The sequence below is a fragment of the Pseudomonas sp. PDM17 genome, assembly GCF_014851985.1.
Lineage (GTDB): Bacteria > Pseudomonadota > Gammaproteobacteria > Pseudomonadales > Pseudomonadaceae > Pseudomonas.
Genome location: NZ_JACVAT010000005.1, coordinates 295568 through 321435, shown reverse-complemented (window position 1 = coordinate 321435; position 25868 = coordinate 295568). Strand labels below are relative to the sequence as shown.

The following is a 25868-nucleotide window of genomic DNA, read 5'->3' as shown; positions in this document are numbered from 1 at the left end:
ATCCGCGACGGTTACAGCGCGCGGGCGATGATTTCCTTCATGATCTCGTTGGTGCCGGCGTAAATGCGCTGCACCCGCGCATCGGCCCAGGCGCGGGCAATCGGATACTCCCACATGAAGCCGTAGCCGCCGTGGAGTTGCACGCACTCATCGAGCACCTTGCACTGCAGGTCCGTGGTCCAGTACTTGGCCATCGCCGCCGTGGGCACGTCCAGCTTGCCTTCCAGGTGCTGCTCCAGGCAGCGGTCGACAAAGACGCGGCCAACCTGAATTTCGGTAGCCATTTCCGCAAGCTTGAAGCGCGTGTTCTGGAAGTCCGCGACGGATTTTCCGAAGGCCTTGCGGTCGCGGGTGTAGTCCAGTGTCCATTTCAGCGCCGCCTCGGCCGAGGCCAGCGCGCCGAGGGCCACGGTCAGGCGCTCCTGAGGCAGTTCCTGCATCAGGTAGATGAACCCCTGCCCATCCTTGCCCAGCAGGTTTTCCTTGGGGATACGCACGTCCTGGAAGAACAGCTCGGAAGTGTCCTGGGCCTTCATGCCGACCTTTTCCAGGCGCTTGCCCTTGCTGAAGCCCGGCGTACCGGCCTCCACCAGGAACAGGCTGGTGCCCTTGGCACCGGCCTTGGGGTCGGTCTTGGCGACCACGATCACCAGGTCGGCCAGCCAGCCGTTGGTGATGAAGGTCTTCGAGCCGTTGATCACGTACTCGTCGCCATCCAGCACGGCGGTGGTCTTCACGCCCTGCAGGTCGGAGCCGGCGCCCGGCTCGGTCATGGCGATGGCCGAGACCATCTCGCCGGAAATCAGCTTGGGCAGGTAGCGCTGCTTCAGCTCTTCGCTGCCGTAGTGAAGGATGTAGGGCGCAACGATATCCGAGTGCAGGGAGAAGCCGATGCCGGTCAGGCCCAGGCGACCGATCTCCTCGATCACCACGGCGCTGTAGAGGAAGTCCGCCGCCATGCCGCCGTAGGTCTCGGGCAGGTGCGAACAGAGCATCCCGGCCTCGCCGGCCTTGTTCCACAGCTGGCGATCGATGTGGCCGTCCTTTTCCCACTGGGCATGGAAGGGCACCGCCTCCTGTTCGAGGAACTTGCGGACGCTGTCGCGGAACAGCTCGTGGTCGGAACTGAACAGGGTTCTTGGAATCATGCGCTGCACCTGCGGATCGGTTGTAGGAATTATTGGAAGGCCGACTGTAGGCCAAGCACGAACCGCTCTGCACTGGACACTTTCGCCAAAAAATAAGACGATCCAGCCGCATCATGACCGCTTTAGCGTCATGCAAAGACATCCATAAGAAGTACAAGAACCGATGCCCAACCCAGCTTCCCGCGTGCTGCGCCGCGTCAGCATCCTCGCCACCCATGGCGTGTTCGGCTCCACCTTGATGCAGGCCAAGGACTTCTTCCACATGGCTGCCCTGCGCCACGGCCGCCAACAGGGCCTCGGCCTGCAGCCCAGCTTCGAGACCCGCATCGTCAGCCCCGACGGCCAGCCGGTGATGAGTTTCAGTGGCGACCTCCTGCCGGTCCACGGCGCCCTGGACGAACCGGAGCTGATCATCCTCCCGGCCTTCTGGGGCGACTTCGACGAACTGCTGACCCTTTACCCGCAGGTGATGCCCTGGCTGCGCGAGCGCCACGCGGCCGGCTGCGTGCTGTGCGGCGAGGTCTCGGGAGTCTTCTGGCTGGCCGAGGCCGGCCTGCTGGACGGCAAGGAAGCAACCACCTACTGGCGCTTCTTCCGCGAATTCGCCGAGCGCTACCCCCGGGTGCTGCTCAACCAGGACAAGCACATCGCCGACGCCGACAATATCTACAGCGCCAGCGGCCTGACCTCGGTGCGCGACCTGTACATTTACCTGATCGAGCATTTCTGCGGCGCCGCCGTGGCCCAGGGCGTGGCTCGCGACATCCTCTACGAGGTGCAGCGCACCTACACGCCCGGGCGCCTGGGCTTCGGCGGGCAGAAGCTGCACCACGACCCGGCGATCCTGCAGATCCAGCACTGGCTGGAAGAACACTTCTGCGACAAGTTCCGCTTCGAGGATGTCGCCCGCGAGCACGGCATGAGCATCCGCAACTTCATGCGGCGCTTCCAGGCGGCCACCGGAGACAAGCCACTGCACTACCTGCAGCGCCTGCGCATCGAGACCGCGCGCAATCTGCTGTCGACCAGCCGCAAGAGCATCAAGACCATCAGCTACGAAGTCGGCTACGACGACGCCAGCTTCTTCGCTCGCCTGTTCAGACAGCACACCGGGCTGTCGCCGAATCATTACCGGCGCCAGTACGAACAGAAGGAAGCCTGAAACAGGCCATCCCTAGGATGGGTTCACGGACTCGGGGGCCGCCCTATGATCGGGGCAGCTTTCGACAACAAGAACCCAACGGGATATCGCCATGCGCCGCTTTCTGCTTGCCCTGCTGGCCGTCTTCAGCCTGAACGCTGTGGCGGACGACACCTGGAAACCCTTCCCCTACGACCAGAGCGCCTTCGACTACAGCGGGGACAAACTGCGCGAAGCCTGGCCGCGCCTGACTCGCGGCTTCGGCGCCAACTACCCCTTCCCGGATGCGGACTGGGTCGTGAGCATGGCCACCAAGCATCCGGATGCACTGGAGAAGACCGTGACCGCCGGCACCGGCTTCAGCGGCAAGCCGGAAGAGGCACAGGTCTACGCCGAGAAGCTGCAGGACGTGTGGCGCAAGGTATTCCGCGGCGACTTCGCCCAGGCCAGGAAGGACGGTCTCGCTCTGGGTGTCGGCGGGCAGGTGCCGGGCATGTTCGCCCAGGTACTCTATGCCATGTTCCTCGCGCCGAATCAGGACGAGAAGCAGCGCCTGCTGGAGGAAGTCATCAGCTACACCGACGAGGCCGGTCCGCTGCTCAACGCCGACCCGATCGCCCAGTTCGGCCGCGCCTACGCCAAGGCCCGTCTGGCCGAAGACCTGCCGGTGCCGGTAGTGCTCAAGCGCGGCTACACCGGCGACATCCCCAAGGAACTGGACGCCCTGCTGGCCAAGCAGCCGAACCAGCCGTTCGCCCTGGCGCTCTACGGCGGTTATGAAGCGGGCGTGATCCGCAAGGTTGGCAAGCTGGTGGGCAAGATGACCTACGGAGTCAGCGCGGACAAGATGGAGCAGTACTTTGCCCGCTCCTTCCGCGCCTCCGACGACCTGCCCATCGGCCACTACGAATACGCCAACGCGCTGAGCTATGTGTACGGCGAGGACGAGGAGCAGAAGGCGCTGGAGCAGTTGAAGAAGGCCGTGGCGATCAAGCCGATCAACGCCATGGAAGCGTTGGAAGTCGCCCATGCCCAGCAATTGCTGAAAAAGGCGCAGCAGGAGATGGCGCAGCGCTGATTCTTCACTTGTAGAAGAGCTGGAAACGAAAAAGGCTGCCCTCGGGCAGCCTTTTTCGTTCATCCGACCGTCAAGGACGGTGCGGGCGGCTCAGGTATTCGTGGGACTGCATTTCCAGCAGGCGGCTCAGGGTGCGCTGGAATTCGAACTCCAGGCGGCCACCGGTGTACAGGTCCTTGAGCTCGACCTCGGCGGAGAGGATCAGCTTGACGTTGCGGTCGTAGAACTCGTCCACCAGGTTGATGAAGCGGCGGGCCATGTCGTCCTTCGCCACACCCATCTGCTCGACGTTGGAAATCAGGATCGCGTGGAAGATCTTCGCCAGCTCGATGTAGTCGTTCTGGCTGCGCGGGCCATCGCACAGCTCGCGGAACTCGAACCAGGCCACGTCATCGCAGGTGATGCGCGCGCGGATTTCGCGGTTCTCGATCATCAGAGCGTCATCGCGGGTCGCCGCGGCACATTCCGGGGTCAGCGCCTTGAAGTCGCGGGTCATGGCCTGCTCGGCCTGCTCGGACAGCGGCCAGTGGTAAAGCTCGGCCTGTTCCAGGGCACGCAGGCGGTAGTCCACGCCGCTGTCGACGTTGACCACTTCGGTGTGCTGCTTGACCAGCGCGATGGCCGGCAGGAAGCGGGCGCGCTGCAGGCCGTCCTTGTACAGGCCGTCCGGCACGATGTTGGAGGTCGCCACCAGGCTGACGCCGTTCTTGAACAGCTCTTCCAGCAGGGTCGCGAGAATCATCGCGTCGGTGATGTCGGAGACGAAGAATTCGTCGAAGCAGATAACCCGGGCCTCGTCGGCGAAACGCTTGCCGATGATGGTCAGCGGGTTCTTCTCGCCCTTGAGGGTCTTCATTTCCTCGTGGACGCGCTTCATGAAGCGGTGGAAGTGCGTGCGCATCTTCTGCTTGAAGGGCAGCGCTTCGAAGAAGGTATCCACCAGGTAGGTCTTGCCGCGGCCGACGCCGCCCCAGAAGTACAGGCCCTTCACCGGCTCCTGGGACTTCTTGCCCAGCAGCTTGCCGAACAGGCCGGTCTTGCCCTTATCGGCGGCAACCAGGTCGTCGTAGAGGCGTTGCAGGTGCTTCACGGCGTTCGCTTGCGCGGCGTCGTGGAAGAAATCGGGGCGTTTCAGGTCTTCCTGGTAGCGCTGAAGAGGCGTCATGATCGGTAGCAAGGCAACGAAAACGGGGGCGCACACTTTAGCGGCGCCCCCGTTGCTTGGCAATTGGCCGGTAGTCGTACCGGCCTGCCAACCCTCACTCCTGCGGAGCGAGAGCCTCACGCAGGCGCTGCATGGCAGCGTCGCGCTCCGCGTCGGAGGAGAACTCCGGGCTGTACGCCACGGATTCGCCATCCAGGCGCACGCTGAAGGCATTCAGCTCGGCGTGCAGGTCCAGCTCCTCGGCTTGCAGGCGTTTGGTCACCTGGCCCGCAGCCTTGCCATCGGCGAAGGCGATGGACAGCAGCAGTTGCTCGCCAGCGGCATCCAGCAGGCGGAAGCGGAAGCCGTCGTCCTCACGGAAACTGACGAAACGCGCGGCCTTGGTGGCCTTTTTCTTGCCTTCACTGGCTACCTGCACCTGCTCGCGGAACGAACGCAGGCCGACGGATTCGCGCAGCTCGCCGAGGAACGGGGTAGCGATGCGGCGGGCCTTGGCGGCGCCGGCCAGGAGGATGTCTTCCAGGTCGGCCGGGCGGGTGATCAGTGCGTGGTAACGCTCGCGGGCTTCGCCCAGCTCGTTGTCGAGCAGCTCGAACAGGCGCTGCTTGGCCTCGCCCCAGGCCAGGCCACCGAGCAGCTCGGCGCGGAACGCAGCCTGTTGCTCGTGGGTGGAGAAGGCCTGGTACAGGGTGAACAGGTGCGAGTTGTCCGGGTCCTTCGGCTCGCCCGGCGCGCGGGAGTCGGTGACGATGCGTGCCACGGCTTCCTTGAGCTGCTTGGCGCTGCCGAACAGCGGAATGGTGTTGTCGTAGCTCTTGGACATCTTGCGGCCATCCAGGCCCGGCAGGGTCGCCACGTCTTCCTCGATCACCACTTCCGGCAGGGTGAACAGTTCCTTGCCGTTGCCGAACAGGTGGTTGAAGCGCTGGCCGATGTCGCGGGCCATCTCGACGTGCTGGATCTGGTCGCGGCCGACCGGCACCTTGTGGGCGTTGAACATCAGGATGTCCGCGGCCATCAGCACCGGGTAGCTGTACAGGCCCATGGTGACGCCGGCGTCCGGGTCTTCACCGGCCTCGACGTTCTTGTCCACCGAGGCCTTGTAGGCGTGGGCGCGGTTGAGCAGGCCCTTGGCGCTGACGCAGGTGAGCAGCCAGGTCAGTTCGGGGATCTCGGGAATATCGGACTGGCGATAGAAGGTCGCCTTGTCCGCATCCAGGCCGCAGGCCAGCCAGGTGGCGGCGATCTCCAGGCGCGAACGCTGGATGCGCGCCGGGTCATCGCACTTGATCAGCGCGTGGTAGTCGGCCAGGAAGTAGAAGGAATCTGCCTGCGGATCGCGGCTGGCAACGATGGCCGGGCGGATGGCGCCGGCGTAGTTGCCCAGGTGCGGAGTACCGGTGGTGGTGATGCCGGTCAGGATACGGGTCGTCATGGGAATCCAGGAATCAACGCAAATGAAAGGGCGGGCCGGATGGTAACGCGGCTGACCGACCTAGGCGAGCCGGGCCTGTATCAGGTCCTTGAGCTCGATCAGCTTGCCGTGGAAGAAATGGCTGCACTCGGGGATGCGGATCAGCTCGTGGGGCTTGCTCAGCTCCGCGCTCCAGGCGTAAACGCGCTCAGGGGTGACCACTTCATCGGCCTCCGGCTGGATCACCGTGAGCGGGCAGCGCTCGGGCAGGTCGACGTCGAAACGCTCCACCGGCGGCGCCAGCATGAACAGTTGCGCAAGGTCAGCGCCCTCTTCTTCCAGGCGCTCGGCGGCGTTGCCGGCCACGCAGGAACCGAAGGAGAAGCCCATCAGCGTCAGCGGCAGCCCCGGATGCTGCTCGGCAAGCCAGTGCGCGACGGCCAGCGCATCGTCGATCTCACCGCGGCCTTCGGCATAACTGCCGGCGCTCTGACCCACGCCACGAAAATTGAAACGCAGGGTGGCGTATCCTGCATCCCGTGCGGCGCGCTGCAGGGTGGCGACCACCTTGTTCTGCATAGTGCCGGCGAACAATGGATGCGGATGGCAGATCAGCGCGACGCCCCTGGCGTCGGGCGTGGCGAGGTGCAGGGCTTCCAGCTGGCCGTCGGGGCCGTCGAGGAACAGGGGGATTTCGCGGGTGGTCAAACAACAGCTCCGTGACCCCGTGGCGGGTCGTCTCGTCTAGCTCAATACCTGCGCAGGCGGCGAAGCAATCGCCACGGTATACAAGCACAGGTGCAAGCCGCTAACGTAAAGCAAAGCCGTCTATAGAGGAAGGATTCGCGTGGAACAGTCCCTCACCACCTGGTTGCTGCCGCTACTCGCCCTGATCGTCGGGGTCGGCATCGGCTTTCTGATCGCCCGTCTTCTGCCCAACGCCGCGCCCAACAAGCTGCAGCGTCAGGTGGACGACATGCAGGATCGTTTCGATAGCTACCAGCGCGAAGTGGTGACCCACTTCAGCACCTCCGCCAGCCTGATGAAGAAGCTCACCCAGAGCTATCAGGATGTGCAGGAGCACCTGTCCGAAGGCGCCGAGCGCCTGGCCCTGGACGAACAGACCAAGCAGCGCCTGCTGGCCGCCCTGCACGCCGACGAGTACCCCGAGCGCCGCGAGCGCCTGACGCCGCCGGCAAACAACGAAGCGCCGCGTGACTATGCGCCCAAGACCGGCGACGGTCCGGGCACTCTCGACGAGACGTACGGGCTGAAGAGCAAGTACTGATACCTCGCGCCAAAGAAAAAGCCCCGCCGATGCGGGGCTTTTTCATTCCGGCAGGGATTACCAGCGGAAGGTGACGCTGCCCAGCAGCGTTCGCTCCTCGCCCCAGTAGCAACGCCCGGCGTTGTTGCAGCCGGCGACGTATTCCTTGTCCAGCAGGTTCTTCGCGTTCACTTCGGCAGACCAGTGCTCGTCGAGCTGGTAGCCGACCAGCGCGTCCACCAGGGTCACGTCGCCGGTATCCAGCTTGCCGTAGAGCGTGGCCGGGGTGTAGGCGAAGGTGCTGTCGAAGTGCCGCACGCCGCCGCCCACCCGCAGGCCCTTGAGATAGCCGTCGAGGAAGCGGTAGGTGCCCCAGGCCGACGCCTGATTGCGCGGCACGCCGGTCATCTGGTGGTCCTCCAGCAGCGAGCCGGGGGAATCCTTGGTAATCCGCGAATCGGTGTAGGTGTAGGACGCGGTCAGGCTGAGGTTCTCGGTGATGTCGCTGCTGACCTCCAGCTCCAGCCCCTTGGAACGGCTTTCACCCACCTGCCGGTAGTCGCCGACCGTGCTGTCGTAGATCACGTCGTCGGTCTTGCGCAGGTCATAGACCGAGGCGGTCATCGAGGTGTTCCAGCCCTTGGGCTCGTACTTCACGCCGACTTCGTACTGCTCGCTGGTGGTCGGGTCGAGGGTGCCGGACTTGCTCGACGTCTGCTGGGTCGGTGCAAAGGCCGTGGAGTAGCTGACATAGGGCGACAGGCCATTGTCGAACTGGTACATCAGGCCAGCCTGCCAGGTGAAGTCATGGTCCCAGTAGTCGAGGTCGGCCAGGCCGTTGGTGGTACCGGCGCGGTTGCGGTACTGGCTGTTGACCTCGTCGAGGCGCCCGCCAAGCAGGGCGATCCAGTTGTCATAGCGCGTCTGCAACTGGCCATAGAGACCGTACATCTTCTGCTCCAGCAACGCGTCCTGCACGTGGATCGGCGTGGTCGGCCTGGTCGTCCACACCGGATCGAACACGTTCACCGAGCCGCCGGCGCCCGCGTCCCAGTCCTGGTTGAACGAGGTGCGGTCGAAGCTCGCCCCCACCAGCACGGTATTGGCCAGTTCGCCGGACTGGAAATGCCCCTCGAACTGGTTATCCAGCGAGTAGGTCATCGACTTGTTGTAGCGGTCGTAAGCGGTGTTGTTGACGTTGGTGCCGAAACCGCCGTTGTTCAGGTTGCCCGGCCACATCTCGCGGCGGTCGATGCGCGACTGCATGTAGCGCGAGTTCTGGCGGAACTGCCAGGTGTCGTTGAACTGATGGCTGAACTCATAGCCCAGCGTCCAGGCCTCGCGTTCGAACTTGTCCCAGTCCGGGTTGCCGGACAGGGTGTCCTTGTCGATCTTGCCGTTGGGGTTGTGCAGCAGGGTGCCGGCTGCCGGGTAGCCCAGCTCCATCAGCGTGCGGTCGCGCTGGTAGGTCGAGAGCAGCGTCAGCGAGGTCGCATCGTCGAAGTTGAAGGTCATCGACGGGGCAATGTAGATGCGGTCATCGGGCTGGTGATCGACCTGGGTGTCGGAGTCGCGGCCGAGCATCACCACGCGACCGAGGATATTGCCCTCGTCGGTCAGCGGGCCGGAGACGTCGACGCCCAGCTGCTTGCGGTCATGGGAGCCGTAGGTCAGCTCGACCTCGCCGCGCGGATCGACGGTCGGGCGCTTGCTGACCAGGTTGACGATGCCTCCGGGCGCATTCTCGCCGTAGAGGATCGAAGTCGGGCCGCGAAACACCTCGACGCGTTCCAGGCCATAGGGTTCGCTGGTGGTGTCGTAGCGGTTGCCCTGCACGCGCAGGCCGTCGCGCAGCAGACCATAGCCCCAGTCGGTGGCATTGAAGCCGCGAATGAAGAACAGGTCGCCAGCCAGGCCATCGCCGGCGGCGAACGGCGGGGCGAAGATGCCCGGTACGTAGCCCAGCACATCGGTCAGGGTCTGCGACTGCTGGTCCTCCATGCGCTGGCGGGTCACCACCGAGATCGAGCGCGGCGTCTCCGCCAGGGAAGTGCTGGTCTTGCCAGCCGTGGAGCTGACCTTGGCGTTGTAGCCGTTGTCATCCTGCTGCGCGCCAGCAGCGCCTGTGCCGATGATCGAGGTCGAATCCATCTGCAACACCGTGCCGCTCGGGTCAGGTTGCAGCACGTAGCCGCCCGACTCCTGCGGCACCGCCTGCAGGCCGGTGCCATCGAGCAGCAACGCCAGGGCGCGCTCGACGCTGTAGCGACCATCGAGGCCCTTGCTGGACTTGCCGGCAGTCAGGTCGTTGTGGCCGACCAGGTAGATCCCGGCCTGGCTACTGAACTGGTTGAGCGAGGCCGCCAGGGCGCCCGGCGCGATGTGGTAGTCGCGCAGAACAGCCTGTTCTGTGCCAGAGGCCGCCTGGGCGGGTGAGTTCAGGGGCAGCGCAGCGACGCTGCAGAGCGACAACGAGATGGCCAGCGCCAGCGGCCGCCGGGCGAAGCGGCGCGAGGTGGAAGTGGACGAGTACATGGAATTCCCTGGTTCGGTGCAGTGGGTAAAAGTGCGTTTCCATGGAGTGACCGAACGGGAAACTGAAAAGGGAACCGCTGCGGAAAGTTTTTTCGCGATACCTCAGGCTGACTCGATGCTGACCCACCAGGGCGTCAGGCGCTGGACCTGCACCGGCAACGCCGCCGCCAACAGGCGCAACGCCTGATCACTGTCGTCCAGCGGGAAGGCGCCCATCACCGGCAACTGCGCGACTGCAGGATCACAGCCCAGGTAGCCGTGGCGATACCGCCCCAGTTCCTCGACCAACTGGCCCAGCGACATGTTCTCGGCAGTAAGCACATGGCGTACCCAGGACTCCCCTGCCGTCTGTGCTGCCGACACCTCGCCGATGGCACGACGCGTGAAGTCGACGCGCTGACCGGCTTCCAGCACCCTCCTCTGGCCACTCTCCGCCGTGCGGATTTCCACCGCTCCGCTGTAAACGTTGAGTCGCGTGGCGTCGCCCATCTGCCTGACCGCGAAGCGCGTACCCAGCGCACGCAGGCGCCCCTGCTCGGTGTCGACGAGGAAGGGCCGGTTCGCGGCGTCCCTGGCGGTGTCCACCAGGACTTCGCCGAAGCGCAGCCGCAGCAGGCGCTGGTCTGGGCCGAAATCGGCATCCACCGCGCTGATCGCCGCCAGCCAGAGGTGCGTGCCATCGGCGAGAATCGTCTCGCGAGTCTCCGCGGTGCTGGTGCTGTAGTCGGCGCTCCAGCCCTGCACCAGCCTCGGCAAGGTCGTGCCGCGCCATGTGCTCCAGCCGAGCAACAGGCCGCCGCTGAGTACCAGCAGGCTCTTGAGCCCCTGGCGACGCGAAAGCTGGCGCTCGCCGCTGGTCTTGAGCACCCGCCCCGCCAGTTGCCGCTCACCCTGTAATGGCGCGAAGCGTTGGCCTATGCGCTCGACGTAATACCAGGCGGCCTGGTGCTCGGCGTGCAGCTCGAACCACTGGCGCCATTGCGCGTGGAGTTGCGCGCTGGGATTTTCATCCTGCAGCAGCACGTACCAGTTCGCCGCCTGCTGCAGGCTGGCGTGGCTGAGTTTGTTTTCGTGGCCGTTCACTCCACCAGTACTCCGTCCAGCTCGGCTTCGAGCACCGCACAATGCAGGAAGGCCTGGGCGAGATACTTCTTCACCATGCGCTCGGACACCCCCAACTCCATGGCGATTTCGCGGTACGGCAGGCCATCGATCTGCGCCAGCAGGAAGGCCCGACGCACCTTGAGCGGCAGGCGCAGCAGCATGGCATCGACCTGATGCAAGGTTTCCAGGATCAGCGCCAGTTGCTCGGGCGACGATTGCACCGCTTCGGGCTGAGCGGCCAGCGACTCCAGCCACGCCTGCTCCAGTTGCTGGCGGCGCCACTGGTCGATCACCAGGCCACGGGCAATGGTCGCCAGGTAGGTGCGCGGTTGGTCGAGGTACACCGCAACGCCCTTGGCGCGCGTCATGAGCACACGCAGGAAGGTGTCCTGAGCGAGGTCGGCGGCGCGCTGCGAGCAGCCGGTCTTGCGCCGAATCCAGACCTGCAGCCAGCCATGGTGATCAGCATAGAGGCGGTGGATGTCGTGATCCGCGAGTTGTGTACGACCCAATAGCGACACCGCCGCACCTGCCATTCAGCAAATAATAATCAGTCTCATTATTAGGCAGCATACAGGTCGGCGGCAATAGCCATCTGCCAGTGAACGTTCGCGAGTCGTCTCGAGGGCTCGCTCCTACAAAGAACAAAAAAAGCCCCGCAGAAGCGGGGCTTTTTCACAACGCGGAGGCGATCAGATCGCGCCGCGCTGGCGGAGCAGGTCGAGGACTGCCTTGACGCCCTCTTCCACCGACTGACTCTGGGTGTCGACCACCAGATCGGCATCCAGCGGCACGTCGAACGGGAAGGACTCACCCGGAATGTTGTCCTGGCCGGCGGCGTACAGGCCCTGCGGGTCACGCTCACGGCAGACCTGCGGGGAGGCCTGGACGTAAACGGTGACCAGGCGCTCGGCGCCGATCAGCGATTTGGCGCGCTCGCGGCCTTCGGCGCTCGGGGCGACGAAAGCGCACAGGCTGATCAGGCCGGCTTCGTTGAACTGCCGAGCCACATGAGCAGTGCGCAGCCAGTTCTCGGTACGACCGGCGCGATCCTGCGGCAGCCCCTTGTTCAGGTCATGGCGCAGGTTCTGGCCATCCAGCACATAGACAGCACGCCCCATGTCGAACAGCTTGCGCTCTACGGCATAAGCCAGGGTGCTCTTGCCGGCGCCTGAGAGGCCGCTGAACAGCACCGTAGCGGGCTGCTGGCCGAAGCGTGCAGCGCGCTCCTCGCGAGCGACATGGGCGTTCGCACCATGGTGGGCGACAGCGCCGTGGCTCGACTGCGGGGCGGCGATGATCATGCCGGCGCCGACTGTACCGTTGGTCAGGCGGTCGATGACGATGAAGGCACCGGTAGTGCGGTTCTCGCCGTAGCCGTCCAGCGCGATCGGCGCATCCAGGCTGACCTTCACACGGGCGATCTCGTTGAGCTTGAGTTCGCTGGCGGCGGTCTCTTCCAGGGTGTTCACGTCCACCTTGTGGCTGATGCTCGGGATCGAGCCCGGCACGTAGCTGGTAGCGCGCTTGATGTCATACTTCTTGCCCGGCAGCATCGGCTCTTCGGCCATCCACACCAGCATGGCGTCGAAGCCGTCGGTCACCTGCGGACGGTTGTCGGCGTGAACCAGCATGTCGCCGCGGGAGACGTCGATTTCGTCTTCCAGGGTCAGGGTGATCGCCTGCCCTGGACCGGCCTGCTCCAGCTCACCCTCGTAGGTGACGATGGACTTGACCTTGCTGCCCTTGCCCGACGGCAGGGCGATGACTTCGTCGCCCTTGCGCACGATGCCGCTCGCCAGGGTGCCGGCGAAGCCGCGGAAGTTCAGGTTCGGACGGTTGACGTACTGCACCGGGAAGCGCATGTCGTCGAGGTTGCGGTCGCCCGCGACTTCCACGGTCTCGAGGATTTCCATCAGCGACTGGCCGGTGTACCACGGCGAGCGCTCGGACTTGTTGACCACGTTGTCGCCCTTCAGCGCCGACATCGGCACGAAGTGCAGGGAGTTGGTCTTGAGGTTGATCTTGTCGGCGAACTGCAGGTAGTCGGCCTTGATCTGCTCGAAGACGCCCTGGTCGAAACCCTTGAGGTCCATCTTGTTGATGGCGACGACGATGTGTTTGATGCCCAGCAGCGAGGCGATGAAGCTGTGCCGGCGAGTCTGGGTCTGCACGCCGTAGCGGGCGTCGATCAGGATGATGGCCAGGTCGCAGGTAGATGCGCCGGTAGCCATGTTGCGGGTGTACTGCTCATGGCCGGGGGTGTCGGCGATGATGAACTTGCGCTTGGCAGTGCTGAAGTAGCGGTACGCCACGTCGATGGTAATGCCCTGTTCGCGCTCGGCCTGCAGGCCGTCGACCAGCAGCGCCAGGTCGACGTCATCGCCGGTGGTGCCGACTTTCTTCGAGTCGCGGGTGATGGCCTCGAGGTGGTCCTCGTAGATCATCTTGGAGTCGTGCAGCAGGCGCCCGATCAGGGTGCTCTTGCCGTCGTCGACGTTGCCGCAGGTGAGGAAGCGCAGGAGTTCCTTGCGCTCGTGCTGGGCCAGGTAGGCGAGGATGTCCTCGCTGATCAGATCGGATTGATGCGACATGGTGCGAGAACCTTAGAAGTAGCCCTGACGTTTCTTTTCTTCCATCGAACCGGCGGCGTCGTGGTCAATGACCCGGCCCTGGCGTTCGGAAGTTCGCGTCAGCAGCATTTCCTGGATGATTTCCGGCAGCGAAGTAGCGGTGGACTCCACCGCGCCGGTCAGCGGGTAGCAGCCCAGGGTACGGAAACGCACCATCTTCTTCTGGATGCTGGCCTTCTGCTCGGGCGTGAGGTGCTCGAGGATGCGCTCGTCGTCGATCATGATCAGCGAGCCGTTCATCTCGATGACTTCGCGCTCGGCGGCGAAGTACAGCGGCACGATCGGGATCTGTTCCAGGTAGATGTATTGCCAGATGTCCAGCTCGGTCCAGTTCGACAGAGGGAAGACGCGGATCGATTCGCCCTTCTTCACCTTGCCGTTGTAGACGTTCCACAGCTCCGGACGCTGGTTCTTCGGGTCCCAGCGGTGCTTGCTGTCACGGAAGGAGTAGACGCGCTCCTTGGCGCGGGACTTCTCCTCGTCGCGGCGGGCACCACCGAAGGCGGCATCGAAGCCGTGCTTGTCGAGGGCCTGCTTGAGGCCTTCGGTCTTCATGATGTCGGTGTGCTTGGCACTGCCGTGGGTGAACGGGTTGATGTCCTGAGCCACGCCATCGGGGTTGATGTGGGTGATCAGGTCCAGGCCCAGTTCCTCGACCATCTTGGTGCGGAAGCTGTACATCTCCTGGAATTTCCAGCGGGTGTCGACATGCATCACCGGGAAAGGCAGCTTGCCGGGGAAGAAGGCCTTGCGCGCGAGGTGAAGCATCACCGCGCTATCCTTGCCGATCGAGTACAGCATCACCGGGTTGTCGAACTCGGCGGCGACCTCGCGGATGATGTGGATGCTCTCGGCCTCCAGCTGTTTCAGATGCGTCAGTTTGTCGACCATGGCTACTCACGGAATTGCTTATGGACGGCCGGCGGGCCGTAGACGAGCGCGCACTCTATCACAGCGCAAGGCTCTAACCGGCGGCCGGGTTATACCGAAAAAATATACTGATATAGCCATACGCGCTCAGTGTGAAAACCGTTTTCAACCGGCGTCTGAAGGTGCGCTCCCGAGACGCTCGAACGAGGCGCAGCAAAGGCCCAAATACCCTCTCGGAAACAACATGGGGACTTTTCCTGCAACAGAGTCAGCGGCTTCTACGATGCTCTCCCGGCTTGTGCCCGGCCGGCACTGCGCTAGCATAGCGACACGTTTTCCTGTCCCAGAAGATTTCCCATGCGCCGCATCGCTTTCGCCCTGCCTCTGCTTGTCCTCATCTCCGCGTGCAGCAGCAAACCGACTCCCGCCCCGCAGCCGGCCGAGAAGCCGAAGACGCCGAACTTGATCACGCCGAGCGCCCATCCGGCGTTCGGCTCGGTGCAGCCGATCACCCCGCTGCGCGGCGATTACGCAAACAATGCCAACGCCAATCGCTTCATCGACATGATGGTGAGCAAGCACGGCTTCAACCGGCAAGACCTGCACGACCTGTTCGCCCAGACACAGGAACTGGACTGGGTGATCCGCCTGATGGACCGCCAGGCGCCGACCTACACTCCGCCCAGCGGCCCGAATGGCGCGTGGCTACGCTACCGGAAGAAGTTCATCACCCCGGACAACGTACAGAAGGGCGTGCAGTTCTGGGACCAGTACGAAGCCGACCTGCAGCGCGCCTCGCGCACCTATGGCGTGCCGGCGGAAATCATCGTCGGCATCATCGGCGTGGAAACCCGCTGGGGCCGCGTGATGGGCAAGACGCGGATCATCGACGCTCTGGCCACCCTCTCCTTCTCCTACCCGCGCCGCGCCGAGTTCTTCAGCGGCGAACTGGAGCAGTTCCTCCTGCAGGCGCGCAAGGAAGGCGACAATCCGCTGGAGATGCGCGGCTCCTACGCCGGCGCCATGGGCTACGGGCAGTTCATGCCCTCCTCGTTCACAAAATACGCGGTGGACTTCGACGGCGACGGTCACCGCGACCTGTGGAACCCGCGCGATGCCATTGGCAGCGTGGCCAACTACTTCAAGCAGCACGGCTGGGTTACCGGCGATGCGGTGGCGATCCCGGCCGTCGGCCAGGCGCGTTCCCTGGAAGACGGCTTCAAGACCCAGTACCCCGTCAGCGTACTGGCCAACGCCGGCCTGCGTCCGCAGGGCTCGCTGGGTAACCACCAGAGCGCCAGCCTGCTGCGCCTGGACATGGGCAACACCTACCAGTACTGGTATGGCCTGCCGAACTTCTACGTGATCACCCGCTACAACCACAGCACGCACTACGCGATGGCGGTGTGGGAGCTGGGCAAGGCGGTCGACCGCCAGCGCCACGGCTACCGCTGAGGCGCACACAAAAAAGCCGGCTCGTCGAGCCGGCTTTTTTCATGGCACCGGAAAATCAAGCCGGGTTCGGGCAATCGATGAACAGGTGCTCGATGGCGAAGCGCTTGGCCAGGTAATCGCCCAGCGCCTGCACGCCGTAGCGCTCAGTGGCGTGGTGGCCAGCGGCGATGAAGCTGATACCGTTCTCGCGCGCGCTGTGCACGGTCTGCTCGGAGACTTCCCCAGTCAGATAGGCGTCGACGCCAGCGGCAATCGCCTGATCGATGTAGCCCTGGGCACCACCGGTGCACCAGGCGATGCGGCGGATCGGCTGGCCGCCATCCACCAGCAGCGGCTCGCGGCCCAGCACGTCGCGCACATGCAGCGCGAGATCGCTCGGCAGCATGGGCTCGGCGAGCGAACCGACCAGCACGATGGAGCGCGGGTTGCCCGGTTCCAGCGGCCCTTCGATCTCGAAGCCGAGCTGGCGGCCCAGTTGCACGTTGTTACCCACCTCAGGATGCAGGTCCAGTGGCAGGTGATAGGCCAGCAGGCTGATGTCGTTGTTCAGCAGGGTCTTCAGGCGACGCTGCCTCATGCCGACCACGCGGGCGTCCTCGCCCTTCCAGAAATAGCCGTGGTGGACCAGCACCACATCGGCGCCCGCTTCCACGGCGGCATCCAGCAGCGCCTGGCTGGCGGTGACACCGGAAACGATGCGGCGCACCTGCGGGCGGCCCTCGACCTGCAGGCCGTTGGGGCAGTAATCCTGGATCTTCGCCGCGTCGAGAAAACGGTCCGCTTCCTCGACCAGCGTGCTCAGTGCGATTGCCATCGAAATTCCTCCAACATCGGCTGCGAGCGTCTATTTTCTTGGCTCGCCGCCCGTATAATGGCCGCCACCCTATCGGCCATCCCCCGGCCAAGCAACCCCAAGGATTTTCTTCGATGCTGAAGGCCCTGCGTTTCCTCGGCTGGCCCGTGCTGGTTGGCGTCCTGTTGGCGCTGCTGATCATCCAGCATAACCCGCAATGGGTCGGCCTTCCGCAGCAGGAAGTGCACCTGCAGCAGGCCCCGCTGCTCAGCCGCCTGCAGCAGGGCCCGGTCAGCTACGCCGACGCCGTGACACGCTCCTCGCCGGCCGTGGCCAACCTGTACACCACCAAGATGGTCAGCAAGCCGAACAACTCGATGCTCGACGACCCGCTGTTCCGGCGCTTCTTCGGCGATAACCTGCCGCAGCAGAAGCGCATGGAGTCGAGCCTGGGTTCGGCAGTGATCATGAGCCCCGAAGGCTACCTGCTGACCAACAACCACGTGACCTCCGGCGCCGACCAGATCGTCGTGGCCCTGCGCGACGGCCGCGAGACCATCGCCCGCCTGGTGGGCAGCGATCCGGAGACCGACCTCGCGGTACTGAAGATCGACCTCAAGGACCTGCCCTCGATCATGCTCGGCCGCTCCGACGGCATCCGTACCGGCGACGTCTGCCTGGCCATCGGCAACCCCTTCGGCGTCGGCCAGACCGTCACCATGGGCATCATCAGCGCTACCGGCCGCAACCAGCTGGGCCTGAACACCTACGAAGACTTCATCCAGACCGACGCGGCGATCAACCCGGGCAACTCCGGCGGCGCGCTGGTGGACGCCAACGGCAACCTGATCGGCATCAACACCGCGATCTTCTCCAAATCCGGCGGCTCCCAGGGCATCGGCTTCGCCATCCCGACCAAGCTGGCCCTGGAAGTCATGCAATCGATCATCGAGCATGGTCAGGTCATCCGCGGCTGGCTCGGCGTCGAAGTCCAACCGCTGACCCCGGAACTGGCCGAATCCTTCGACCTCAAGGACAAGGCCGGCATCGTCGTCGCCGGCGTCTACCGCGACGGCCCCGCAGCCAAGTCTGGCCTGCTGCCGGGCGACATCATCCTGAACATCGATGGCGAGGCTGCCAGCGATGGCCGACGCTCGATGAATCAGGTGGCGCGCACCAAGCCCGGCGAGAAGATCACCATCGAAGTGCTGCGCAACGGCAAGCCGGTGACGCTCAACGCCGAAGTCGGCCTGCGCCCACCGCCCGCCCCGAACGGCAACTGATGCCGTCCTCTTTTCCAGACCAATGAAAAACGGCGCCCGAGGGCGCCGTTTTCTTTTCCAGCGACAGTCTTACAGTTTCAGCCGCAGGGCATCGATCAGAGCCTGGTTCTGCTCTTCGGTGCCGATGCTGATGCGCAGGAACTGGTTGATCCGCTGCTGCTTGAAGTGACGCACGATCACGCCTTCCTCACGCAGGGCTGCAGCCAGTTCGGCGCCGTCGCGCTGCGGGTGGCGGGCGAAGATGAAGTTCGCCGCCGACGGCAGTACGTCGAAACCCAGCGTCTTGAGCTCGGCCACCAGCTTTGCGCGGCTGTGGATAACCGCGTTGCAGGTCTGTTCGAAATAGGCCTGGTCCTCGAAGGACGCCACCGCGCCGGCCAGCGCCAAGCGGTCCAGCGGATAGGAGTTGAAGCTGTTCTTCACCCGCTCCAGCGCTTCGATCAGGTCTTCGTGGCCAACCGCGAAGCCGACCCGCAGGCCCGCCAGCGAACGGGACTTGGACAGGGTTTGCGCCACCAGCAGGTTCGGGTAACGGCTGACCAGGGAAATCGCAGTCTCGCCACCGAAGTCGACGTAGGCCTCGTCCACCAGCACCACGCTGTCCGGGCTCGCTTGCAGCAGGCGCTCGATGGCGTCGAGCGGCAGCAGGCAACCGGTCGGCGCATTGGGGTTGGGGAAGATGATGCCACCATTCGGGCGCGCGTATTCCTCGACACGAATCTGGAACTGCTCGTCCAGCGGCAGGGCTTCGAAGTCGATGCCGTAGAGGCCGCAGTAGACCGGATAGAAGCTGTAGGTCACGTCCGGGAACAGCAGCGGCTTGCCGTGCTGGAACAGTGCGTGGAAGGCGTGGGCCAGGACTTCGTCCGAACCGTTGCCGACGAAGACCTGGGAGGTCTTTACGCCGTGGTACTCGGCGATGGTCTGCTTCAGGCGGTCGGCGTTCGGGTCCGGATACAGGCGCAGCGTGTCGTTCAGTTCGGCCTGGATCGCGGCAACCACCTTCGGCGACGGGCCGTAGGGGTTCTCGTTGGTGTTCAGCTTGACCAGCTTGGCCAGCTTCGGCTGCTCGCCCGGAACGTAGGGCACCAGTTCCTTGACGAAGGGACTCCAGAACTTGCTCATGGGTTACTCACTCTTGCCGTCAAGGATGCGGAATTCGGCGCTGCGCGCATGGGCGGTCAGCGACTCGCCACGGGCTAGGATCGATGCGGTCTTGCCCAGCTCGGAAGCACCCGGCGCGGAGCAGAAGATGATCGAGGAGCGCTTCTGGAAGTCATACACGCCCAGCGGCGAGGAGAAGCGCGCGGTGCCGGAAGTCGGCAGCACGTGGTTCGGCCCGGCGCAGTAGTCGCCCAGCGCCTCGGCGGTGTAGCGGCCCATGAAGATGGCGCCGGCGTGGCGGATCTTCGGCAGCCAGCTTTCCGGGTCTTCCACCGACAGCTCCAGGTGTTCCGGGGCAATGCGGTTGGCAACCTGGCAGGCCTGCTCCTGGTCAGCGACGAGGATCAGCGCCCCGCGGTTGGTCAACGACGTGCGGATGATCTCGGCGCGCTCCATGGTCGGCAGCAGCTTCTCGATGCTGGCAGCCACCTTGTCGAGGAACGCAGCGTCCGGGCTGACCAGGATCGACTGGGCGTCCTCGTCGTGCTCGGCCTGGGAGAACAGGTCCATGGCGATCCAGTCCGGATCGGTGCCGCCATCGCAGACCACGAGGATTTCGGAGGGGCCGGCGATCATGTCGATGCCGACCTGGCCGAAGACATGGCGCTTGGCGGTGGCGACATAGATGTTGCCCGGACCGACGATCTTGTCCACCTGCGGCACGCTCTCGGTGCCATAGGCCAGCGCTGCCACAGCCTGGGCGCCGCCGATGGTGAAGACGCGGTCGACGCCGGCGATGCAGGCCGCCGCCAGGACGATCTCATTGATCTCGCCACGCGGGGTCGGCACCACCATCACCACTTCGGCAACGCCGGCGACCTTGGCCGGAATGGCGTTCATCAGCACGGAAGATGGGTAGGACGCCTTGCCACCGGGCACGTAAAGGCCAGCGCGATCCAGCGGGGTGACCTGCTGACCGAGCACGGTGCCGTCGGCTTCGGTGTAGCGCCAGGAATCCTGCTTCTGCTTCTCGTGGTAGCTGCGCACGCGTTCAGCGGCGACTTCCAGCGCCTCGCGCTGGGCCGGGGTGATGCGGGTCAGGGCCAGTTCCAGGCGCTCGCGCGGCAGAATCAGGTCGGCCATGGTCTTGGCATCGACACCGTCGAAACGCTGGGTGAATTCGACCACGGCAGCGTCACCGCGCTTGCGCACGTCGGCGATGATGTCCAGGACGCGCTGGTTCACCGACTCGTCGGACACGCTTTCCCAGGAGAGCAGATGGTCCAGATGACGCGCGAAGTCCGGATCGGCGGCGTTGAGTCGACGGATAGCGAAGGGTGCGGTCATAGCTGGCCTCTTTAATTGGCATGATCTCGGGCGCCGCAAGACTATCAAGCCTTCCGTGCGGGCACCCGAGAAAATTTGGCTATGACACGGATAGGGCCGAAAAGCTGCTCCTGCGTTTTCGGCATTCCCGCCATCCATGGCGGTCACGGCGCGGCGGGGAGGCCGCGCGGGAAATTACGCCCGGTGTCGAGACTCCACCGCTTCGCGCAGGGTGTCGATCAGGGCCTGGATGCGAGCGTGCTGCATCTTCATCGAAGCCTTGTTCACGACGAGGCGCGAGCTGATGTGCGCGATCAGTTCCTGGGGTTCCAGGCCGTTCGCACGCAGGGTGTTGCCGGTGTCGACTACGTCGATGATCTTGTCGGCGAGGCCGACCAGCGGTGCCAGCTCCATGGAGCCGTACAACTTGATCACGTCGACCTGGCGGCCCTGTTCGGCATAGTAGCGCTTGGCGACATTGACGAACTTGGTGGCCACGCGCAGGCGACCCTTGGGCTCCGGCGCACCGACTGCACCAGCGGTCATCAGCTTGCAGTTGGCGATCTTCAGGTCCAGCGGCTCGTAAAGGCCCTGGCCACCGTACTCCATGAGCACGTCCTTGCCCGCGACGCCAAGGTCGGCGGCGCCGTGCTCGACATAGGTCGGCACGTCGGTGGCGCGCACGATAAGCAGGCGCACGTCATCGAGGGTGGTGGGGATGATCAGCTTGCGGCTCTTGTCCGGATTCTCGGTCGGCACGATGCCTGCCGCTGCGAGCAGCGGCAGGGTGTCGTCGAGGATACGGCCCTTGGACAGGGCAATCGTCAGCATTGTCTGGCTCAGCCCTAGCCTGGCACGCGGCGAATCTTCGCCCCGAGCAGTTGCAGTTTCTCTTCGATGCACTCGTAACCACGGTCGATGTGGTAGATGCGGTCGATCATGGTATCGCCATCGGCCACCAGGGCTGCGATCACCAGGCTGGCGGAAGCCCGCAGGTCGGTCGCCATGACCGGTGCGCCCTTGAGTTGCGGAACGCCGGTGACGATGGCGGTGTTGCCTTCGACCAGGATCTGCGCGCCCATGCGGTTCATCTCGTAGACGTGCATGAAGCGATTCTCGAACACGGTTTCGATGACCGCGCCGGTGCCTTCGGCGATGGCATTCAGGGAGATGAACTGGGCCTGCATGTCGGTCGGGAATGCCGGGTACGGCGCGGTGCGGATGTTCACCGCCTTCGGCCGGTTGCCCTTCATGTCCAGCTCGATCCAGTTGCTGCCGGTGGTGATGTGCGCTCCGGCTTCGACCAGCTTGGCCAGCACGGCCTCGAGGATGGTCGGATCGGTGTCCTTGAGCTTGACGCGGCCACCGGTGGCCGCCGCGGCGACCAGGTAGGTGCCGGTCTCGATGCGGTCGGGCATGACGCTGTACTTGGCGCCGCCACCCAGACTTTTCACACCGTTGATCACGATGGTGTCGGTGCCCGCGCCCTGCACATCACCGCCCATGGCGTTGATGAAGTTCGCCAGGTCGACGACCTCGGGCTCCCGCGCGGCGTTTTCCAGCACGGAACGGCCATTGGCAAGGGCTGCCGCCATCATGATGTTCTCGGTACCGGTCACGGACACGGTATCGAAGAAGAAGTGCGCGCCCTTCAGGCCACCGGCAGGGGCCTTGGCCTTGATGTAGCCGCCTTCGACGGTGATCTCTGCGCCCATGGCCTCCAGGCCGCGGATGTGCAGGTCCACCGGACGCGAGCCGATGGCGCAACCGCCGGGCAGCGCGACTTCGGCTTCACCGAAGCGGGCGACCATCGGGCCGAGCACGAGGATCGACGCACGCATGGTCTTGACCAGCTCGTACGGCGCCACCAGGGTCTTGATGGTACTGGCATCGACTTCGACGTTGAGCTTCTCGTCAATGATCGGCTGCACACCCATGCGGCCGAACAGCTCGATCATGGTAGTGATGTCGTGCAGGTGCGGCAGGTTGCAGACGGTCACCGGGGTGTCCGCAAGCAGGGTCGCGGCGAGGATCGGCAGCGCCGAGTTCTTCGCGCCGGAGATGCGGATCTCGCCATCGAGACGAGTGCCGCCGGTAATGATCAGTTTATCCATTGCTATTTTCCCCGTGGGCTCAGGAACGCTCGGCCCAGGCGGCGCGGCTGAAGAATTTCATGGTGACGGCATGGATGGCGCCGGAGGCGATCCACTCGTTCAGGTGGGCATAGATCTGTTGCTGGCGCTTGACCGGGCTCAGGCCGGCGAGCTCGTCGCTGATCAGGTTCAGCTGGAAATTGCAGCCTTCGCCTTCCACTTCGATCTGGGTACCTGGGAGTTTCGATTCCAGGAAGTTTTTGACTTCTACGGCCTGCATGCTCAACCTCGTTCGGCGCCCTACGCGCGCGGGTCGGCCATGATACAAAAAAGCCCCCCGCCTGCGAACCCCGGCAGGGGAAGTCGCGGACGGAGGGCCCTTTCAGTGTTTCAATGCTGTAACGGCAGGATCTCCAGGAGCTCGCCAACCTTGGCGATTTCCTGCATGTCCTTGGGCAGGCCGGAGATCTGCAGGGTCTTGCCGGCCTTGCGCGCATCACGGGTGTAGGACAGCAGCAGCGACAATCCGACGCTGCTGGAGCGCTCCACCGCCGAGCAGTCCAGGCGCAGCGCGCCAGCCTTGCTGGAAGCGATCAGCCGCGCGCCCTGCTGACGCAGCGCGGGGCCAGTGCTGTAGTCCAGCACGCCAGCGAGGGCCAGGTCGCCCTCGCTACGCTCCGTGATACTGCCCTGACTCATTCTGCGCCGCCTTCCGGCTGGCCCTTGGCAGCGTCCTTGGCCTTGGCGACCACCTGGCCCCATCCGGCGATGGTGGCTTCCAGGTCGTTGCGGTTCTTCTGCATGGAATCGGCAAACTGGTCACGGAAAAGCTTGCCGATGTTGATGCCGTTGATGATCACGTTACGCAGGCGCCAGTTGCCGCCCTGGTTGACCATGGTGTACTGCACCGGATAGACGGCACCGTTTCCGCCAACCACTTCCATGTTCACCGAAGCGCGATCCTGATCCTGCTTGCCGCTGTTCAGCACACGGATGTCCTGATTGTCGTACTCCAGCAGCGCGTTGCCGTAGAACTGGAACAGGCTGTTCTTGAAGGTTTCCTCGAAGCGCTTGACCTGCTCCGGAGTCGCTTGGCGGGAGTACTTGACGGTCATCACGCCCTTGGCGATGCCCTCGGAGTCGACGACCGGGCCGAGAATGCGGTTCAGGGTGTCGTAGAACGCCTGGGGATTGGCCTTGTAGCTGGCCTTGTTGGTTTTCAGGTCCGACAGCAGGCTGTCGACGGTCTGCTGCACGACCTGCTGAGCGGTCTGTTCGGCCTGGGCGAACAGCGGCAGGATCGCGAGCAGAACCAGAAAGCCACGGCGCAAGGTTTTCAACATGGAGTGAGTCCTCATTTCTTCGAGTCGTCTTTGTTGACCGAATTCAGCAGGAACTTGCCGATCAGGTCTTCCAGCACGAGTGCCGACTGGGTGTCCTTGATGGTATCGCCTTCCTTCAGCAGCTCTTCATCACCACCAACGCTGATGCCGATGTACTTCTCGCCCAGCAGGCCGGCGGTCAGGATCGAAGCGGTGGAGTCGTCCGGCAGGTTGTTGACCTGGCGATTGATCTCCATGGTCACACGACCACGATAGCTGTCATGGTCCAGGTCTACCGCAGTGACCTTGCCGATGGTGACGCCAGCCATGGTGACCTTGCCACGCACGGTGACGCCGGCAATGTTGTCGAAGTAGGCATACAGCTTGTAGGTATCGCCCGAATTGCCGATGGTCAGTCCGCTGACACGCAGGGCCAGCAGCAGCAGGGCCAGCAGGCCGGCCAGAATGAACAGGCCTACACCGATTTCCAGGGTGCGGGTTTGCATCAGAAGTCTCCAAACATCAAGGCGGTCAGGATGAAGTCCAGCCCCAGCACGGCCAGGGAGGCATACACAACGGTACGGGTGGTGGCGCGGCTGATCCCCTCGGAGGTGGGTTCGCAGTCATAACCCTGGAACACGGCGATCCAGGTCACGACGAAGGCGAACACCACACTCTTGATCACGCCATTGAGAATGTCCTTGGTGAACTGCACGCTGTTCTGCATGTTCGACCAGTACGAACCGTCATACACGCCCAGCCAGTCCACGGCGACCAGGGCTCCGCCCCAGATGCCGACGACACTGAAGATAGCTGCCAGCAGCGGCATCGAGATGAAGCCCGCCCACAGGCGCGGAGCGATGATGTACTTGAGCGGGTCGACGCCGATCATCTCCAGGCTGGACAGCTGCTCGGTGGATTTCATGTTGCCAATCTCGGCGGTCAGCGCGGAACCCGCACGCCCGGCGAATAACAGACCGGTCACCACCGGTCCCAGTTCACGCAGCAGCGTCAGCGCGACCATCTGGCCGACCGCCTGCTCGGAGCCGTAGCTCGCCAGTATGTTGTAGCCCTGCAGGGCCAGCACCATACCGATGAACAGGCCGGAGACGACGATGATCGCCAGCGACAACACGCCAACCGAGTACAGCTGCTTGATAAGCAGCTGGAAGGCGCCGCTGTGCACGCGGCGACCGAAGATGGCGTGCACCAGGAACAGGGTCGAACGGCCCAGCGATTCGAGGACATCGAGGCCCGCACGCCCGAGCAGGCGAACTCGCTCGAGCGGTGAAGTCTTGCGCATCAACGTTCTCCCAGCAGGTCGGCGCGGTAATCGCGAGCAGGATAGTGGAACGGCACCGGACCATCCGGGATGCCCTTCATGAACTGACGAACCCGCGGATCATCGAGACCCTGGAGGTCGGCCGGCGTTCCGTGACCGAGCACGCGGCCGTCACCGACGATATAGATGTAATCGGCGATGCTCGCGGTTTCCGCGAGGTCGTGGGACACCACGATACTGGTGATCCCCAGGGCGTCGTTGAGCAGACGGATCAGGCGCACCAGTACGCCCATGGCGATCGGGTCCTGGCCCACGAAAGGCTCGTCGTACATCAGGATCTGCGGGTCCAGCGCGATAGCGCGGGCCAGCGCCACGCGACGCTTCATGCCGCCGGACAGCTCATCGGGCATCAGCTCGACCGCTCCGCGCAGACCAACAGCCTGCAGCTTCATCAGCACGATGTCGCGGATCATGTCCTCGGGCAGCTCGGTGTGCACGCGCAGCGGGAAGGCGACGTTCTCGAAGACATCGAGGTCGGTGAACAGCGCTCCACTCTGGAACAGCACGCCGAACTGCTTGCGCATGTCGAACAGATCGCTGCGACCCAGCGTGGGAAGGTTCTGGCCATTGACCCACACCTCACCGCTCGCCGGACGCAGCTGGGCGGCGATCAGTCGCAACAGGGTGGTCTTGCCACAACCCGACGGTCCCATGATCCCGGTGACCTTGCCGCGTGGAATGCGGATGTCCACGTTATCGAAAATCTTACGCGTGCCACGCTTGAAGCTCAGGCCCTTCAGCTCGACCGCGTATTGGTCATTGGTGCTCATAGAACTCCTTTCATCACGGCGCTGT

Annotated in this window: 25 protein-coding genes; 5 read left to right on the top strand and 20 right to left on the bottom strand. The window is 64.2% G+C overall.

The annotated features are described in order from the left end of the window. Positions 1-11 precede the first annotated feature (11 nt). Positions 12-1157 (bottom strand): acyl-CoA dehydrogenase family protein, encoded by a 1146-nt coding sequence (locus IB256_RS19705; protein ID WP_192403765.1) that lies wholly within the window; start codon positions 1155-1157, stop codon positions 12-14. Between the two features lie 253 nt (positions 1158-1410). Here IB256_RS19705 and IB256_RS19700 point away from each other — a divergent pair, with 253 nt between their 5' ends. Both IB256_RS19700 and IB256_RS19695 read left to right on the top strand, forming a co-directional pair. Continuing rightward, positions 1411-2310: a GlxA family transcriptional regulator gene (locus tag IB256_RS19700; protein ID WP_167523310.1), complete on the top strand. Its 900-nt coding sequence runs from the start codon at positions 1411-1413 to the stop codon at positions 2308-2310. Positions 2311-2401: 91 nt separating this feature from the next. Further along, on the top strand, positions 2402-3367 hold the full coding sequence (locus IB256_RS19695) for a hypothetical protein (protein ID WP_192403763.1): 966 nt from the start codon (positions 2402-2404) through the stop codon (positions 3365-3367). Between the two features lie 70 nt (positions 3368-3437). Here IB256_RS19695 and zapE read toward each other — a convergent pair whose 3' ends face one another. The 3 genes from zapE to IB256_RS19680 all read right to left on the bottom strand — a co-directional run bounded on the left by zapE (position 3438) and on the right by IB256_RS19680 (position 6654). Next, entirely contained in the window at positions 3438-4532 is a 1095-nt protein-coding gene (gene zapE, locus IB256_RS19690; protein WP_081517474.1) for a cell division protein ZapE, read from the bottom strand. A 94-nt stretch (positions 4533-4626) separates the two neighbouring features. Then, a complete protein-coding gene (locus IB256_RS19685; protein ID WP_192403761.1) occupies positions 4627-5967 on the bottom strand; it encodes a tryptophan--tRNA ligase in 1341 nt (446 codons plus the stop codon). Between the two features lie 60 nt (positions 5968-6027). Beyond that, positions 6028-6654 carry an alpha/beta hydrolase gene (locus IB256_RS19680; protein ID WP_192289986.1) on the bottom strand — a complete coding sequence of 209 codons (627 nt, stop codon included), beginning with the start codon at positions 6652-6654 and terminating at the stop codon, positions 6028-6030. Positions 6655-6793: 139 nt separating this feature from the next. Here IB256_RS19680 and IB256_RS19675 point away from each other — a divergent pair, with 139 nt between their 5' ends. Further along, a complete protein-coding gene (locus tag IB256_RS19675; RefSeq protein WP_045209602.1) occupies positions 6794-7234 on the top strand; it encodes a YhcB family protein in 441 nt (146 codons plus the stop codon). A 57-nt stretch (positions 7235-7291) separates the two neighbouring features. Here IB256_RS19675 and IB256_RS19670 read toward each other — a convergent pair whose 3' ends face one another. The 5 genes from IB256_RS19670 to cysD form a co-directional block, all read right to left on the bottom strand. Then, positions 7292-9748, bottom strand: coding sequence for a TonB-dependent siderophore receptor (locus IB256_RS19670; protein ID WP_192403759.1), 2457 nt, complete (start codon positions 9746-9748; stop codon positions 7292-7294). Positions 9749-9850: 102 nt separating this feature from the next. Continuing rightward, positions 9851-10831, bottom strand: coding sequence for a FecR domain-containing protein (locus IB256_RS19665; protein WP_192403757.1), 981 nt, complete (start codon positions 10829-10831; stop codon positions 9851-9853). Next, positions 10828-11364 (bottom strand): sigma-70 family RNA polymerase sigma factor, encoded by a 537-nt coding sequence (locus IB256_RS19660; protein WP_192289991.1) that lies wholly within the window; start codon positions 11362-11364, stop codon positions 10828-10830. The genes IB256_RS19665 and IB256_RS19660 overlap by 4 nt, the downstream gene beginning before the upstream one ends. Positions 11365-11544: 180 nt before the next feature. Continuing rightward, positions 11545-13446 carry a sulfate adenylyltransferase subunit CysN gene (gene cysN / locus IB256_RS19655; RefSeq protein WP_192289993.1) on the bottom strand — a complete coding sequence of 634 codons (1902 nt, stop codon included), beginning with the start codon at positions 13444-13446 and terminating at the stop codon, positions 11545-11547. A 12-nt stretch (positions 13447-13458) separates the two neighbouring features. After that, positions 13459-14376 (bottom strand): sulfate adenylyltransferase subunit CysD, encoded by a 918-nt coding sequence (cysD, locus tag IB256_RS19650; protein ID WP_045209600.1) that lies wholly within the window; start codon positions 14374-14376, stop codon positions 13459-13461. Between the two features lie 336 nt (positions 14377-14712). Here cysD and mltB point away from each other — a divergent pair, with 336 nt between their 5' ends. Then, on the top strand, positions 14713-15810 hold the full coding sequence (gene mltB / locus IB256_RS19645) for a lytic murein transglycosylase B (RefSeq protein WP_192289995.1): 1098 nt from the start codon (positions 14713-14715) through the stop codon (positions 15808-15810). A gap of 55 nt (positions 15811-15865) precedes the next feature. Here mltB and IB256_RS19640 read toward each other — a convergent pair whose 3' ends face one another. After that, positions 15866-16624 carry a Nif3-like dinuclear metal center hexameric protein gene (locus IB256_RS19640; RefSeq protein WP_192403753.1) on the bottom strand — a complete coding sequence of 253 codons (759 nt, stop codon included), beginning with the start codon at positions 16622-16624 and terminating at the stop codon, positions 15866-15868. Between the two features lie 113 nt (positions 16625-16737). Here IB256_RS19640 and algW point away from each other — a divergent pair, with 113 nt between their 5' ends. After that, entirely contained in the window at positions 16738-17886 is a 1149-nt protein-coding gene (gene algW / locus IB256_RS19635) for a Do family serine endopeptidase AlgW (RefSeq protein WP_081517465.1), read from the top strand. Between the two features lie 69 nt (positions 17887-17955). On the opposite strand, the gene hisC is transcribed toward algW, so the two are convergent. From hisC to IB256_RS19585, 10 genes are all read right to left on the bottom strand, one after another. Then, entirely contained in the window at positions 17956-19011 is a 1056-nt protein-coding gene (hisC, locus tag IB256_RS19630) for a histidinol-phosphate transaminase (protein ID WP_192403745.1), read from the bottom strand. A gap of 3 nt (positions 19012-19014) precedes the next feature. Further along, positions 19015-20337, bottom strand: a complete 1323-nt coding sequence (gene hisD, locus IB256_RS19625; RefSeq protein ID WP_192290002.1) for a histidinol dehydrogenase — start codon at positions 20335-20337, stop codon at positions 19015-19017. Between the two features lie 174 nt (positions 20338-20511). Next, the gene (gene hisG, locus IB256_RS19620) at positions 20512-21147 is read right to left on the bottom strand and encodes an ATP phosphoribosyltransferase (RefSeq protein ID WP_017518137.1); all 636 of its coding nucleotides are present in this window, start codon (positions 21145-21147) and stop codon (positions 20512-20514) included. A 14-nt stretch (positions 21148-21161) separates the two neighbouring features. Beyond that, on the bottom strand, positions 21162-22430 hold the full coding sequence (gene murA, locus IB256_RS19615; protein ID WP_192290004.1) for a UDP-N-acetylglucosamine 1-carboxyvinyltransferase: 1269 nt from the start codon (positions 22428-22430) through the stop codon (positions 21162-21164). Positions 22431-22449: 19 nt separating this feature from the next. Next, the gene (locus IB256_RS19610) at positions 22450-22689 is read right to left on the bottom strand and encodes a BolA family protein (RefSeq protein WP_017518139.1); all 240 of its coding nucleotides are present in this window, start codon (positions 22687-22689) and stop codon (positions 22450-22452) included. A gap of 110 nt (positions 22690-22799) precedes the next feature. After that, on the bottom strand, positions 22800-23108 hold the full coding sequence (locus IB256_RS19605; protein ID WP_192290006.1) for a lipid asymmetry maintenance protein MlaB: 309 nt from the start codon (positions 23106-23108) through the stop codon (positions 22800-22802). Continuing rightward, positions 23105-23752 (bottom strand): ABC transporter substrate-binding protein, encoded by a 648-nt coding sequence (locus IB256_RS19600; protein WP_192290008.1) that lies wholly within the window; start codon positions 23750-23752, stop codon positions 23105-23107. Before IB256_RS19600 ends, IB256_RS19605 begins: the two co-directional genes overlap by 4 nt. A gap of 11 nt (positions 23753-23763) precedes the next feature. Then, on the bottom strand, positions 23764-24237 hold the full coding sequence (mlaD, locus tag IB256_RS19595; RefSeq protein WP_045209590.1) for an outer membrane lipid asymmetry maintenance protein MlaD: 474 nt from the start codon (positions 24235-24237) through the stop codon (positions 23764-23766). Continuing rightward, positions 24237-25034, bottom strand: coding sequence for a lipid asymmetry maintenance ABC transporter permease subunit MlaE (gene mlaE / locus IB256_RS19590; protein WP_045209589.1), 798 nt, complete (start codon positions 25032-25034; stop codon positions 24237-24239). Before mlaE ends, mlaD begins: the two co-directional genes overlap by 1 nt. Beyond that, positions 25034-25843 (bottom strand): ATP-binding cassette domain-containing protein, encoded by an 810-nt coding sequence (locus tag IB256_RS19585; RefSeq protein WP_024766540.1) that lies wholly within the window; start codon positions 25841-25843, stop codon positions 25034-25036. The genes mlaE and IB256_RS19585 overlap by 1 nt, the downstream gene beginning before the upstream one ends. Positions 25844-25868 lie beyond the last annotated feature (25 nt).